Origin of the sequence: Pseudarthrobacter phenanthrenivorans, from assembly GCF_000813845.1 — a bacterium.
GTDB lineage: Bacteria > Actinomycetota > Actinomycetes > Actinomycetales > Micrococcaceae > Arthrobacter > Arthrobacter phenanthrenivorans_B.
In genome coordinates, this window is the sequence record NZ_JWTB01000002.1 from 22,312 (window position 1) to 36,211 (window position 13,900).

Consider the following 13,900-nt stretch of genomic DNA (forward strand, 5'->3'; position numbering starts at 1 on the left):
CTCTGGGGGCGGGCTTACAGTGCGCGGGCGAGCGCCCGGCCCACGGTGCGGCCGGTGAAAAGGCAACCGCCCAGGAAGGTGCCCTCCAGCGCGTTGTATCCATGGGCGCCGCCGCCGCCAAAGCCCGCAGCTTCTCCTGCGGCGTAGAGCCCGGGAATCGGGGCCCCGTCCTGGCCGAGGGCCTGCCCGTCCAGGTTGGTCTGGATCCCGCCCAGCGACTTCCGCGTGACCACGTGCAGCCTGACGGCGATCAGCGGACCCGCGGCCGGGTCCAGAATCCGGTGCGGCTTCACGGTCCGGAAGAGCCTGTCGCCCAGGTACCGGCGGCTGTTGCGGATGCCCGTGACCTGGGCGTCCTTGGAATAGGGGTTCCGGATCTCGGCGTCGCGCTCCCCGATCTGCCGCCGGAGCAGCGCGTGATCCAGCAGCGGCTGGTCCGTCAGCCCGTTCATCCCGCGCACCAGCTCCTCCAGGGTGTCCGCCACCACGAAGTCCGCGCCGTGTTCCTTGAACGCCTCGATGGGCCCGGACGCGCCGCGTCCCAGCCGGGTCTTCAGCAGCAGCTTCAGGTCCCGGTTGGTGATGTCCGGGTTCTGCTCCGAACCGGAGAGGGCGAATTCCTTCTCGATGATGCGTTGGTTGAGGATGAACCAGGAATGGTCGTACTGCGCGGGGCCGGGGGTGGTCCGCAGCAGGCGCAGGGTGCCCAGGGTATCGTAGCCCGGCAGGCCGGGGGAGGGGAGCCGCCGGCCCAGGGCGTCGAACCACAGGGACGAGGGGCCGGGGAGGATCCGGATGGCGTGGTCCGGCCAGATGGGGTTCCAGTTCTGGATCCCTTCGGTGTAGTGCCACATCCGGTCGCGGTTCACCAGCCGCACGCCGGACCCGTCCGCGATGTCGAGCATCCTTCCGTCCACATGCTGCGGAACGCCGGTGACCATCTTCCGCGGCGGTGTTCCCAGCCGGTCCGGCCACCATTTCCGCACCAGGGTATGATTACCGCCGATGCCGCCGGAGGCGATCACCACTGCCTGCGCCCGCAGCTCGAACCCGCGCACCACATCCCGGTTGGAGGACACCCCGCGCGGGGCGTCATCGGGTGCCAGCACGGCGCCGCGCACCCCGGTGACCGTCCCGCCGTCGGACGTTAAACCGTCCACCCGGTGCCGGAAGAAGAACTGGACGCCGCCCGCCGAGGCAGCCGCCCGGGCTTTGGCGGCGAACGGTTCCGATACCCCGGTGCCGGTTCCCCAGGGAACGTGGAAGCGGGGGACCGAGTTGCCGTGGCCGCCCGCCCTGCCGTCGCCGCGTTCGGCCCAGCCCACCAGGGGCGTGAACCGGATGCCCTGGCCGTGCAGCCAGGCGCGCTTCTCGCCGGCGGCGAACTCCACGAACGCACGGCCCCACCGCTGCGCCCACTCGTCCTCGGGAAGCGGGCCGGACAGGCGGTCCCACTGCGCCGACCCCTGCCAGTCCTGCCAGGCCAGCTCAAAGGAGTCCTTCACGCCCAGGCGGCGCTGCATCGGAGTGTCCACCAGGAAGAGGCCGCCCAGCGACCAGAACGCCTGCCCGCCCAGGTTGGCGGGGTTCTCCTGCTCCACGATGGCCACCCGCTTGCCGGCCCGGACCAACTCATTGCTGGCCACCAGGCCGGCCAGGCCGCCGCCGATGATGATGACGTCCGCGTCCATCCGGTCCCCTTTTCGGCTGGTGCCTGACCCGTCAGACGCCTGCGTTGTAAACGTCGAGTCCGAACCGGTTCAGTCCGGGTGACCCAGCGTAACCCAGGTAGGGAAGACCGAACGTGTCCTCGATGCTGGCCAACAGGCTGTAGTGGTTGTAGGGGGTGGTGGACCACGTGCCGCCCTTGGTGAACGGGGAGAGGACCAGGGCGCCCACCCGGCCACCGCCCATCCCGGTGATGCCTGGCAGCGGCGCATTGGGGCCGGGGCCCTCGCCGCAGCAGGCGCTGGCATCGGACTGCGGCCCGTCAGACTCATCGAAGGTAATGACCAGGACCCCGTCCTGCTTGAACGCCGGGGATGAGGTGATCGCCGGCACCCACTGCCTGAGCCACTCGTCGGCGCTCGCCAGCCCGCCCGGCTGGCCGTCCACGCAGGGGGCGTCGTGCCCGTCGTGGCAGAGATTGGGCGTGATCATCGACAGGTTTGGGGTAGTGGCAACCGTTGCGAGGTCTGTCGTCAAGGCGCTGAGGTCCACATCATTGGCCGCGCAGTCCGGCGATCCCGTGATGCCGGCGAAGTAGACGAAGGGATTGTGCCTGGCGGCGTACTGGTCTCCGACCTTCGCCTTCTGCGTGTCGTCGACGGCGCCCAGCGCAGGATGGCGGCACGGTGAGCCCATGTCCTCCATGTACCCTTTCCAGGTCTTCCCGGCAGCCTTCAACTGTCCGGCCACGGTGGGGACGGTGTCGGGGAACACGCAGCCGTCCCCCACCGCCTGGCCGGGGCTGGCCGTGCCCGCACCCACAAACGGCGTATAGGTCTGGCAGTCCGCCTGCATTTGGGGATTGGGCCCCTGGCCGGAAATCTGCGCCACATAGTTGGGCTGGGAGTTGTGGGCCGTACCGTAGTACTGGTTCAGCAGCACGCCCTGGCTGCGGAGGGTCTGCGAAAGGTAGGGAGCGGCCGACGCCGGGCCCCAGGTTTCGTCGTAGCCCTTGTTTTCGAGGTTGATGACGAAGACGTGGTTGGCTCCGGGCAGGTAGCCTTTGCTGGTGGATGCGGCGGGGGCAGCCGCTGTGGCGGCAACCGGGGTGGAGGTGGCCGCGGCGCCGCCGAATAGGGCAGCGGCGGCTACCGCGATAACTGCAGCGGCAGTTTGAAGTCTCAGTTTCACGGGAGTGTCCATCCGTCGGCGAGTGCTTTGTCCTTCAGTCCCGACCATTCCTCCGCCGGCGGCGGCCCGACGGGGCTGCATGCGGGACCCGCCACGAATGGCGGGACCAAGTACGTGGGGGCGGAAAGGTTGGCCGGGGTGCCGAAGTCAAGGACTTCGGCAATGTTCCTGGCAGCCTGGTCCCGCGGCGTCAGGGGAGCGAGGTTCCAGCGCCATTCGATCGCCTTGAGGACCGAGGTGTGATCGTAGACATCGTGGGCTACGTACCGGCGGCGGGCGCGGGGCGAGACCACCAGCGATGGAACACGGAAGCCGCGCAGGGCCGTGTCGGGGCTGGTGTCCGGGGCCGTTCCAGGCGGCACATGGTCGTAGAAGCCGCCCGCTTCGTCGTAGTTGACCACCAGCAGGGTGTTGGCCCAGCCGGGTCCGGACGTGACGGCGTTGTAGACCTCCGCCAGGAACGTTTCGCCGGAGCGGATGTCGGCGTGGGGGTGGTCGTCCCCGGACGTGCCGGAGCCCTCGTCCGTGAAGCGAGGATCCACGAAGGACACGGCCGGAAGGGCTCCTGCCGAGCAGTCCGTGAGGAACTCCGCATACGGGCGGGAGATCCCCTGGTACTTCGTTCCCCACAGCGCGGTGAAGGGGATATCGCCGTAGTAGTACTTGCCGGAAACGCCTGCTGCAGCCAGCCGGTCCCAGATGGTGGGAAGCGTGGAGGTTGCGGAGGAGTTGTGGATCCGGTCCGTGGCAGCAGCGTGCTGGTAGAAACGGTTGGGGTAGGTTTCCGCCATGGTTGCCGCAAAGTAGCGGTCGCAGACTGTCCAGTCCGGCCCGGCCTGCCGCCAGAAGTCCAGGTCGGCCGCGCCGTAGTAGCCGACGGCGAACTCGTCATTTTCGCCGGCCCGCAGCCAGCCGTCGTTCCTGCCGTTGTTGTACTGGATCCGGCCGCCCTCATAGGAGTGGTCGGGATCCGGGTGGCCGCAGCCCTGGTAATCGGCCAGGTGGTAGGTGGAGTGCGGGATGCCGTAGCGGTCGGTGTAGCTCAAGCCGGACTGTGCCCCGTCGGCGCCGGGCATCCAGCCCAGGAAGTGGTCGAAGGAGCGGTTCTCCATCATCACCACGATGATGTGCTCAATGCCCGAAGTCCCTGGGTCCGGAAGCGCAGCAGGGGCCGCTGCGGCCGGCCGGAGCGTGCTGCCGGCGGCCAGCGTGGTGGCCGCCGCGGTGCCTGCTGCGAAGAAGCGGCGTCTCGAAAGATTCACGTCAGATTCCTTGTCCGTCACGGAAGACGGCGAAGCGGGCACGCCCCCCCACGATGGGCCGATCGCCGAACCGAAGTTACTGGTCGGTAAGATTTTCGCGTTCCCCAGTAGATCACGGCCCGGTTGCCGCCAAGGCCGGAACGAGGCTCTGTTCATGCAGTGTTAATCAGAGGTTCCGCCGGGGCTGCGCCTCGGCTCGAAGACCGTTTGCCGCGCATTCCCCGCCGCTCGGCGCAGAATTAGTATGTTTACTGACGATTTGGCTGATGATTACCGAAGGCATCAGTCCTGACGGGGGTAGGGCCTTTCGCCTCTGGATCGATCAGACATCGACGTCTTCGACAAGCAAAGGGAATCAACCATGGGCTTCCTGGACCGTGACCACTCCGTTGCCCCGCCGGGCTTCAACCGCTGGCTGGTCCCGCCGGCAGCGCTCGCCGTCCATCTATGCATCGGCCAGGCCTACGCCACCAGCGTGTACAAGACCGCGCTGGTCAAGCATTTCGGCGCCAGCCTGACCGAGATCGGCGTGATCTTCTCCATCGCCATCGTGATGCTGGGCCTTTCCGCCGCGGTCATGGGCACCTGGGTGGACACCAACGGCCCGCGCAAGGCGATGTTCACCTCCGCGATCTTCTGGGCCGGCGGCTTCCTGATCGGCTCGCTCGGCATCTTCACGCGCCAGCTTTGGCTGGTCTACCTGGGCTACGGCGTGGTGGGCGGCATCGGCCTGGGCATCGGCTACATCTCTCCCGTGTCCACGCTGATCAAGTGGTTCCCGGACCGGCCGGGCCTGGCCACCGGCATGGCGATCATGGGCTTTGGCGGCGGCGCGCTGATCGCCAGCCCGGTATCCCAGGCGCTGCTCAAGGCGTACGACCCCAATTCCGGCTCGCAGGGCTGGGTAGCCAGCGGCGACGCCGTGGGCAAGCTCTTCCTGACCCTCGCCGCCGTCTACCTCGCCTACATGCTGTTCGGCGCGTTCACCGTCCGGGTGCCGGCGGAGGGATGGCGTCCCGCAGGGTTCGACCCCGCCAAGGTCAAGGCCGCCAAGCTGGTGACCACGGAGAACGTCTCGGCGAAAAACGCCATCAAGACCCGCCAGTTCTGGCTGGTCTGGGTTGCGCTGTTCTGCAACGTCACCGCGGGCATCGGCATCCTGGAACAGGCCGCGCCCATGATCCAGGACTTCTTCCGGCAGGCCGACGGCAAGTCCCTGGTGAGCGCCGGGGTGGCCGCGGGCTTCGTGGGGCTGCTGTCCATCGGCAACATGTCCGGCCGGTTCGCCTGGTCCGCCACCTCCGACGTCACCGGCCGCAAGCGCATCTACATGATGTACCTGGGCGTGGGCGCCGTGCTGTACACGGTGCTGGCGTTCGCCGGGTCCACGGCCACCGCGCTGTATGTGGTGCTGGCCTTCATCATCATCTCGTTCTACGGAGGCGGGTTCGCCACCGTCCCGGCCTACCTGCGGGACCTTTTCGGGACGTACCAGGTGGGCGCCATCCACGGCCGGCTGCTCACTGCCTGGTCAGCGGCCGGGGTGGCGGGCCCGTTGATCGTCAACAGCATCCTGGATGCGCAGGGCAAGCCCGGTCAGCTCAACGCCGTGTCCTACCAGCCCGCGCTGCTGACCATGGTGGCGCTGCTGGTGATCGGCTTCGTGTCCAACCTGCTGGTCAAGCCCGTCGATGACCGGTTCCACGAACCCCGCCCCGAGCGGCACGAATCTCCCCTGGAGGCCTGACATGAGCAGCACAGCACACACCCCCGGCGCGCACGAGCCCGTCAAGCGCTCCACCGGCCGGCTGGTCCTGGCCTGGGTTTTGGTGGGGATCCCGTTGGCCTTCGGAGTCTTCCAGACGCTGACCCAGGTGGCCGCGCTGTTCGGCTGAGCTCTTCAGTTCCGTGCGCCGCCCTTGGTGGCACACTGGCCCAGTTTTCAGGAACGGACGCCCACGGAACCGTTGGGTTTCCGCCGATCCGCTCCGAAAACTGGGCCAGTCCGTGCGCGGGCGTCACGCGGAGCAGGCTTTTATCGAAACGGACGGCGGCGGCGCCGGGGTTTCCGGGGTTCCGCCGCCGCCCGTGGGCCCAGAGCATGCTCTGCGTGACGCGGGTGCGTGAGTTCAGGCCGGCGCAGGCTTGGTTATCCGCCGGTGCAGGATGGTCGCCGAAATCCAGGTGACAAGGCCGCAGGCCGCGGCGCCCCAGAGGATGTCCGTTACTGCCACCAGGGCCGTGAAGTCCTTGAGCACGGCGAAACCGGTCAAAGCCCAGGTGGCGTAGGTGAAGAACCCGAACAGCGCAGCGCCGCCAACCCGCTGCCGGACCGCCAGGTCCCGGTGGTTCGGCCGGACACCGTAGTGCACCATGCCGGCCACGAAGATGACGTAGAACAGCACGGCGCCCGGCAGGTTCGCCTTGGGCGCGAGGAGGCCACCGATCTGGCTTTGGTAGAGCGGATTGGCCACCAGCAGGATCCAGGCCACGTCCAGCACCGCGAAGACCACGGCGGTCACAATGTAGGCGGTCAGCCAGTTCGTGGTGCGGTGACTCATGCAGGGCTCCTTGGGGCAGCGGGTAAACCGGTCTGCAGCAGTTCGTTGCCGCTGCCCGCCCGGACTGGGCACCGGAGCTCCCGAAAGGCCGCACCACCCATACTTTCCCCGGTCCGCTCCGAAGACCAAGTGGACGAGGCCACCGCGGCTGAGTTGGATGTTGGTACAACCGTGCCCCGTTGGGCGCGGCAGGGACCGGCCGTGCAGCAGCGCGCGGCCGGCTGCGAAAGGGACGTGTCCGTGAACGAAAAGAGCCGCAAGGCGCTCATCAGCATCGTCATTGCCGTGGTGGTGGCGGTGCTCATCGCCCTGGCAGGGAGCCAGGGCGGGGCCAGGATCGGCGGGTTCCCCGTGTTCGCGCTGGGTGTCGCCGCGGCGTTCGTGATCCAGTGGCTGGTCTTCATCCCCTCCTACAAAGCGCAGACGGAGAAGTTTTACGACCTCACCGGCGCCCTGACGTACATCTCCATCACCGTGTTCCTGGTCCTGGCCTCGCCGGGCATCGACGCCCGCGGCATGCTGCTGGCGGCCATGGTGGTGCTCTGGGCCGCGCGGCTGGGCAGCTTCCTGTTCCTGCGGATCAGCAAGCACGGCAAGGACGACCGCTTCGATGAGCTCAAGCCGGACCTGTTCCGCTTCCTGAACACGTGGACCATCCAGGGCCTGTGGGTGGTGCTCACCGCCGCCCTTGCATGGGTGGCCATCACCTCGGACAAGAAGGTGGGCCTGGATGCATTCTTCTGGGTGGGCCTGCTGGTCTGGGCCGTGGGCATCAGCATCGAGACAGTGGCGGACGTGCAAAAGAACCGGTTCAAGGACGAGGCCGCCAACAAGGGCCGCTTCATCAGCACCGGCCTCTGGTCAAAGTCCCGCCACCCCAACTACTTCGGCGAGATCACGCTGTGGGTGGGCGTGGCCATCATCGCCCTGCCGGTCCTCCAGGGCTGGCAGTGGGCCGCCCTCATCTCTCCGGTCTTCGTCACCCTGCTGCTCACCAAGGGAAGCGGGGTGCCGCCGCTGGAGAAGAAGGCGGACAAGAAGTGGGGCGGCCAGGCTGACTACGAGGCCTACAAGAAGAACACGCCGGTGCTGGTACCCAGGCTGAAGTAGGGCTTCGCAGGCAGGACGGACGACGCCGGCACCCGGGTGGGTGCCGGCGTCGTCCTTTATCCCGGCTAAAGCCTGGGATCCCCAAGTACCCCCTATTCGGGGAAGCAGGTATCGGTTACTCGTGACTCCCGCCTGCCCCGGATCTAGCCTCGAAAGACAGTGCCGCTAAGCAGATGCGCTCGCGCTGCCGATGCTTCTGGGGACATTGGAGTTCAACTCCGGGGGGCAACATTGTCAAAGTACGGATTTTTCAACAAGGCGTCATCCGGCAGTGGGAGCGTGCTGTCCCGGCTGGGCAAGTCCAGGGACATGCGGCCGGGGGCGCTGCTGACGGCGCTGGTGCTCGCGGCCGAGGGCGGCATGGTGATGTTGCCGGTGGCTGCGACCGCGGCCGGTCCTAATCTGCCAGCGGCCACGAACTGCACGCCGCAACTCCTTCCCGGCCTCGGCGGCAGGGGCAGCAACGCCGTCGCGTCGAGCAGCAACGGCCTGGTGGTCGGCCTCGCCGATACCGCCGCCGGCGAGTCGGTGCCGGTGCTCTGGCGGAACGGCCAACCCACCCAGCTTGCGATCCCGCTCCAGGCCGCGGCCCCGGCGTCCGTGAACGCGGCAGGAGTCGTCGTCGGCACAGGGTATGACACCGCCAATGAGCTGCTGGTGGGCTGGTGGTGGCAGGACGGGCAGTACCATCCCTTACCGGTCAAACCCGGAGACATAGCGATGCCGGCGGCAGTGAATGACAGCGGCGTCGTCGCCGGGGCGCTGGTCGCAGACGAGGAACATTCAGACGGGCCGGGTGCCGACGAAGATGAGCGGCCCGCGGTTTGGCCCTCCGTGACCACGGCACCCCGCGAACTCACGCTGCCCTCCGGAACCCGGGGCGGACATGCCTTCGCGGTCGGCCCGGACGGCACCGCCGGCGGGGTGGCCATTGGGGACGACGCCACTCCGGTCCTCTGGGGGCCGGACGGCTCTCCGAAGGCCCTGCCCACCCTTAGCGGCAAAGGCGGAGTAGTGCTCGGGATCGATTCGACCGGGCAGGCAGTGGGCCAGAGCGGCGTGGCCGACGGAACCCACGCCGTGGCCTGGGCCGCGACCGGCGCCGTCACCGACGTCGGGGCTGCCGCTGCCGGTGCCACGTCCAGTGCCGCCTCAGCGATTGCAGGTGTGACGGTGGGAGCAGGCAGTTCGCCCTCCTTCCGTGCATCCAGGCCGCAAGCCGTGATCTGGATCGGCAAGAGTGCACGGATCCTGCCGCCGGGATCCGATGCCCAGTTCACCGGCGTGTCCGGGTCCGCGACCTCGGTGTCAGGCCAGGGTGCCAACGCCGTTGTCATCGGCTTCTCCGCAGCTGACAACGGACTGCGCCGCGCAACCGAATGGAGCTGCAAGTGAAAGGCCAGGGGCGCTTGCGCCATCCAGTAAGCGCGGTGCTGGCCGTCCTGCTCGGCGCCGTCCTCGTACTCGGCAACATTGACGTCCTTAGCCCGCGGAACGACTCGGAGGCCTCCGCCGCAACGTCGGTGAGCCTGGGGTTCGCCGGTGACACCGGCGGCAACACGGTGACCGGGAAGGTGATTGACGCGGCACGCAACGCCGGCACCTCGGCATTCTTCAACCTCGGCGACCTGTCCTACTCCCAGATCACCCCGGAATCGGCCTGGTGCTCGTTCGTCAAGCAGCATGCCGGGTCCATGCCCTACGAATTCATCACCGGGAACCACGAGGACGACGGGCCCGACGGCGTGTGGTCCAACTTCGCCTCGTGCCTGCCGGACCAGCTCGGCTCGGTAGGAAACTACGCCCAGCAGTTCTACACCGACTACCCGGCCAGCAGCCCCCTGGTCCGACTGATCATGGTGTCCCCGAAGCTGACCTACAGCGGCAGCGGCCTTGACTGGTCCTACAAGTCCGGCACCCAGGGCTACAAGTTCGTCACGTCGGCCATCGACTCGGCGCGCGCTGCCGGGATCCCGTTCGTGGTGGTGGGCATGCACATGTACTGCCTGTCGATGGTCAACTACCCCTGCGCCGCGAGCCCGGACTTGATGAACATGCTCGTGTCCAAGAAGGTGGACCTGTACCTGCAGGCGCATGACCACGCGTACGCCCGCAGCTACCCGCTCGCGCTCAAAGGCAGCTGCACGGCCATCCCGGTCAGCAGCTTCAACCCGGACTGTGTGGCCGACACGGACCCCAACGGCCAATTCGCCGCCGGCACCGGAACCATCCTGGCCACCGTGGGTTCGGGCGGCAGGTCGATCAACAGTGAAAGCAACACGACGACGGCGCCGTACTTCCAGAGCTTCATGGGGAGCAACAACAACCCCACCTACGGCTTCCTGAACGTGTCGGTCACAAGCACCACCTTGACCGGGTCCTTCGTCCGGGCTTCGGGCGGAACCTACACGGACAAGTTCACCATCACACGGCCCGCGCCGTCGCCGAGCCCCACGCCGACGCCCACAACGACGGCCACGCCGACCCCCACTCCCACACCGACCCCAACGCCGACACCGACCCCAACGCCGACACCGACGCCGTCGCCCACCACCACGACGCCGCCGCCAACAACGTCGGCTGTCTCGGTCCGGTCGTTCGCGAGCGGGGCAGGGGAGCTGACGGCTGCCGGCTCGTACACAACGTCGCTGCCGGCAGGCTGGCAACCCGGCGACACGGTTTTCCTGTACTCCCAGGTGACGGTCGCCGGATCGGCCAACACCACCGCTCCGGCGGGATGGACAAAGGCGGTGGGTGACTTCACCAGCGCCGGATCCACCTCCGCGCACCAGGCGGTCTGGTACCGGGTGATGCAGGCCGGGGACCCGGCTCCTAGCGTCGCCGAACCGGCGTCCCGGTATGCCTGGTCGACGGTGGCGGTACAGGGCGCCAACACCACCACGCCGCTGGACGTTCCGCCCGCCACTGACACCAACAGCGGTGTGGCATACCCGGATGTGCGGGCTCCGTCCATCACGCCGGTGACACCGGGAGCGCTGTTGCTGACAGCCCACGGCCTGCGGAACTCCACCAACTCGGCAACCACGCAGTTCGCCCCGCCCGCAGGGATGACAGAGGTCACCGACGTGAGCTCGGGCATCGCGTCCAAGTCGAATGCGGCCATCGAGGTGAACTCGCTGGCCCTGACCGATACCTCCGCCACCGGCACCAGGACGGCCACGGCAGCGTCAAGCCTGGGCTCGCTCATCAACCAGTGCGGCTCGGCCATCGTAGTGCGGCCGGCAGGCCCGTAAGGCAGGCCCGTAAGCCTGGCCTGATGGCGAAGGACACGAAGTAGCGTTCTGCGGCGGAATTCGACGGCGGCATCCGGAACCGGGTGCCGCCGTCGAACGTTGGTCAGGTACGATTTAACCCATCAAGGGGAGTACTCCCGACTGTGAGTGGCCCGTCAATACGGATGCAGCGATGCATCCCGGGCCACCGGCTCCGGTTCCTGCCGGGCGGAGGAGACCTTGGCGTACATGTCAACGCCTACCCCTTTGGAGTGCCCGCCATGCAGGTAACACCCCTCATCTGGATCATCACCATCGCCGTGACCATCCTGTTCTTCGTTTATGAGTTCTTCGCCCACGTCCGCAAACCCCACGAACCGTCCATCGGCGAGTCCGCCCGCTGGTCGGCGTTCTACATCGGCCTCGCGCTCCTGTTCGGCGTCGGGATCGGCATGTTCTCGGGATGGACATTCGGCGGGGAGTACTTCGCCGGCTACCTCACCGAAAAAGCGTTGTCCGTGGACAACCTGTTCGTCTTCCTCATCGTGATGACAGGGTTCGCCGTCCCCAAGAAGTACCAGCAGAAGGTACTCATGGTGGGCATCATCATCGCCCTCATCCTCCGCGGCGGGTTCATCGCCATCGGCGCCACCCTGATCGAAAACTTCTCCTGGGTGTTCTACATCTTCGGCGCGCTGCTGCTGTTCCTCGCGTACCGGCAGGCGTTCGGCGGCCACGACGCCAACCCGGCGGACGGCAGGTTCATGAAGCTGGTGCGCCGCGTCCTGCCGGTCACCCCGGACTACCACCGGGACCGGCTGACCGTGAAGCAGGACGGCAAGCGGTTCGTGACGCCGATGCTGCTCACCATCATCGCCATCGGCTTCGTGGACCTGATCTTCGCCGTCGACTCCATCCCCGCGATCTACGGCCTGACCAGCGAGGCGTACATCGTCTTCACCGCCAACGCGTTCGCCCTGATGGGCCTGCGGCAGCTGTTCTTCCTGATCGGCGGACTGCTGGAGCGCCTGGTGTACCTCGCCCAGGGGCTGGCCGTCATCCTTGCGTTCATCGGTGTGAAGCTGGTCTTCCACGCCCTGCACGTCAACGAGCTCCCGTTCATCAATGGCGGCCAGCCGCTCCTGTGGGTGCCCGAGATCCCCATTTGGTTCTCCCTGCTCTTCATCGCCGCAACCATCCTGGTGGCCACGGTGGCCAGCCTGGCCAAGACCCGCCGCCCCGGCAGCGGGGGCCCCGAGGTCCACGGCGATCCGGGCACCCGGGAGGCGGTGGCAGGTTCCCACGCCGGTGAGGACACGGACTCCACGGCCGGCGCCCCGCGCTAGGCTCCTGCCGGCCAGGTAAGCAGGACGCCCGACGGCGGCACCCGGCGTGGGTGCCGCCGTCGCCACGTCCGGAGCGGGACGCCGGAGGGGGTCATCGCACCGCCGGGGCCAGTCACCCGCAGGATCGGCGCAGGAGTCGGGAAGGATTGCCCCAGGTCCGCCTGAACAGGCCATTGAGTGGATTTGCCGCCGCTAGGATTTTCCTCGGCGTCAGCGCAATTGGGGGCTGACGCCCTTCACTCATCGTGCACAACTGGGGAACTGTTTGTCCGCCTACACGTCCTTGCCCACCACCACGTCGGCGTCCGGCACCCGCTGGGCAGCCGGCGTCGTCCTCTCCGCTTTGCTGGCGCTCTTCGGCGCGAACCTTCCGGCCGTGGCAGCGGAGAGCACCACCACCGTCGAGCCGGGAACAGTCCAGGCCGCCGACCTGCTGGAGACCCTTCCGGTCAAGGGCCGGGCACCGAAGACCGGGTATGAGCGGTCGCTGTTCGGGGCAACGTGGGCGGACGTGGACCAGAACGGCTGCGACACGCGCAACGACATCCTCAACCGGGACCTCACGGACATCACCTACGTGACCAGCGTTCCCTGCACCGTTAAGGCCGGGGTGCTTGCAGACCCTTACACGGGCACCGTCATCAACTTCGTCCGCGGCACCACCACCAGCAGCGCCGTACAGATTGACCACGTGGTGGCACTGAGCGACGCCTGGCAGAAAGGGGCCCAGCAGCTGACCACGGAGCAGCGGACGGCATTCGCGAATGATCCGCTGAACCTGCAGGCCACGGACGGGCCCACCAACCAGCAAAAGGGCGACGGCGACGCCGCCACCTGGCTGCCGCCGGCCAAGGGCTTCCGCTGCGAATACGTGGCACGACAGGTTTCGGTAAAGGCGCGCTACAGCCTGTGGGTGACGCAGGCGGAGCACGACGCCATCGCCGGCATCCTGGCGGGTTGCCCGGGACAGATTGCGCCGTCCACCGTGCAGCCGGCAGCCGCTGCCACCGTTGTCTACTACGCCAACTGCACCGAGGCGGCCGCCGCCGGGGCCGCGCCCCTTTACGCCGGCAGTCCCGGGTACCGGCAGGGGCTGGACGGCGACGGCGACGGGGTGGCGTGCGAAGGGTAGCCGGCCCAAGGCGGGGAGCCTGTGGACGGCCACATGGTGCCTGGCGTCCACCACGGCCGGGTCCGGCAAGGGTTTCCGCGGCATATGCGCCACACTTGAGGTTGCTCCCCAACGAAAGCAGGATCCCGTGATCACCCTCCAGCAGGACGCCGACGGCTTCATCCGCATGACCCGGCATTACCCGGCCAGCGTCCGGATCCGCATCGACTTCAACGACGGCAGCACCGGCGAGTTCTCCGGCAAGACCCTCAACAACGCCTACGACGCGGCACTCGCCGAGTTCCGCGCCAGGAACGGGCTTGACGCGCGGGGCTTCAACCGCGCCCCGGCGGGCCGGACCAACTCCGGCAACAGGGTTGATTTCGTTCCCGTGCATCCGGGCATGGGGGAGTAGGCC

At 67.7% G+C, this 13,900-nt stretch carries 12 protein-coding genes; 8 read left to right on the forward strand and 4 right to left on the reverse strand.

Annotated features, from left to right (window positions below; all coding sequences use genetic code 11):
• Window positions 1–14: 14 nt before the first annotated feature.
• The 3 genes from RM50_RS00630 to RM50_RS00640 are packed head-to-tail and all read right to left on the reverse strand — an operon-like array spanning window position 15 to window position 4,121.
• The gene (locus RM50_RS00630) at window positions 15–1,691 is read right to left on the reverse strand and encodes an FAD-binding dehydrogenase (protein WP_043448778.1); all 1,677 of its coding nucleotides are present in this window, start codon (window positions 1,689–1,691) and stop codon (window positions 15–17) included.
• A gap of 31 nt (window positions 1,692–1,722) precedes the next feature.
• Window positions 1,723–2,859 (reverse strand): alkaline phosphatase family protein, encoded by a 1,137-nt coding sequence (locus RM50_RS00635; protein WP_240471777.1) that lies wholly within the window; start codon window positions 2,857–2,859, stop codon window positions 1,723–1,725.
• On the reverse strand, window positions 2,856–4,121 hold the full coding sequence (locus RM50_RS00640; protein WP_043448781.1) for an alkaline phosphatase family protein: 1,266 nt from the start codon (window positions 4,119–4,121) through the stop codon (window positions 2,856–2,858). Before RM50_RS00640 ends, RM50_RS00635 begins: the two co-directional genes overlap by 4 nt.
• Before the next feature lie 361 nt (window positions 4,122–4,482).
• Here RM50_RS00640 and RM50_RS00645 point away from each other — a divergent pair, with 361 nt between their 5' ends.
• Window positions 4,483–5,868, forward strand: coding sequence for an OFA family MFS transporter (locus RM50_RS00645; protein WP_043448784.1), 1,386 nt, complete (start codon window positions 4,483–4,485; stop codon window positions 5,866–5,868).
• 1 nt (window position 5,869) lies between these two features.
• Window positions 5,870–6,016, forward strand: a complete 147-nt coding sequence (locus RM50_RS20805) for an MFS transporter small subunit (protein ID WP_167562144.1) — start codon at window positions 5,870–5,872, stop codon at window positions 6,014–6,016.
• Between the two features lie 234 nt (window positions 6,017–6,250).
• On the opposite strand, the gene RM50_RS00650 is transcribed toward RM50_RS20805, so the two are convergent.
• Window positions 6,251–6,682 (reverse strand): DUF2177 family protein, encoded by a 432-nt coding sequence (locus RM50_RS00650; RefSeq protein ID WP_043448787.1) that lies wholly within the window; start codon window positions 6,680–6,682, stop codon window positions 6,251–6,253.
• 240 nt (window positions 6,683–6,922) lie between these two features.
• Between RM50_RS00650 and RM50_RS00655 the strand changes: the two genes are divergently transcribed.
• The 6 genes from RM50_RS00655 to RM50_RS00680 all read left to right on the forward strand — a co-directional run bounded on the left by RM50_RS00655 (window position 6,923) and on the right by RM50_RS00680 (window position 13,897).
• Window positions 6,923–7,792, forward strand: a complete 870-nt coding sequence (locus RM50_RS00655; RefSeq protein ID WP_043448868.1) for a DUF1295 domain-containing protein — start codon at window positions 6,923–6,925, stop codon at window positions 7,790–7,792.
• Between the two features lie 279 nt (window positions 7,793–8,071).
• Window positions 8,072–9,187, forward strand: coding sequence for a hypothetical protein (locus RM50_RS00660; RefSeq protein WP_156133798.1), 1,116 nt, complete (start codon window positions 8,072–8,074; stop codon window positions 9,185–9,187).
• Between the two features lie 14 nt (window positions 9,188–9,201).
• Entirely contained in the window at window positions 9,202–11,046 is a 1,845-nt protein-coding gene (locus tag RM50_RS20810; RefSeq protein ID WP_167562142.1) for a metallophosphoesterase, read from the forward strand.
• Between the two features lie 260 nt (window positions 11,047–11,306).
• Window positions 11,307–12,371 (forward strand): TerC family protein, encoded by a 1,065-nt coding sequence (locus RM50_RS00670; RefSeq protein WP_082006918.1) that lies wholly within the window; start codon window positions 11,307–11,309, stop codon window positions 12,369–12,371.
• A gap of 265 nt (window positions 12,372–12,636) precedes the next feature.
• A complete protein-coding gene (locus RM50_RS00675; protein ID WP_043448792.1) occupies window positions 12,637–13,503 on the forward strand; it encodes a GmrSD restriction endonuclease domain-containing protein in 867 nt (288 codons plus the stop codon).
• A gap of 127 nt (window positions 13,504–13,630) precedes the next feature.
• Window positions 13,631–13,897 carry a hypothetical protein gene (locus RM50_RS00680; protein WP_043448795.1) on the forward strand — a complete coding sequence of 89 codons (267 nt, stop codon included), beginning with the start codon at window positions 13,631–13,633 and terminating at the stop codon, window positions 13,895–13,897.
• The last annotated feature ends 3 nt before the right edge of the window (window positions 13,898–13,900 follow it).

Coding starts and splice junctions, on each gene's coding strand:
- RM50_RS00630 (WP_043448778.1), bottom strand. CDS start 1,691: ATGGACGCGGACGTCATCATCATCGGCGGCGGCCTGGCCGGCCTGGTG.
- RM50_RS20805 (WP_167562144.1), top strand. CDS start 5,870: ATGAGCAGCACAGCACACACCCCCGGCGCGCACGAGCCCGTCAAGCGC.
- RM50_RS00645 (WP_043448784.1), top strand. CDS start 4,483: ATGGGCTTCCTGGACCGTGACCACTCCGTTGCCCCGCCGGGCTTCAAC.
- RM50_RS00650 (WP_043448787.1), bottom strand. CDS start 6,682: ATGAGTCACCGCACCACGAACTGGCTGACCGCCTACATTGTGACCGCC.
- RM50_RS00670 (WP_082006918.1), top strand. CDS start 11,307: ATGCAGGTAACACCCCTCATCTGGATCATCACCATCGCCGTGACCATC.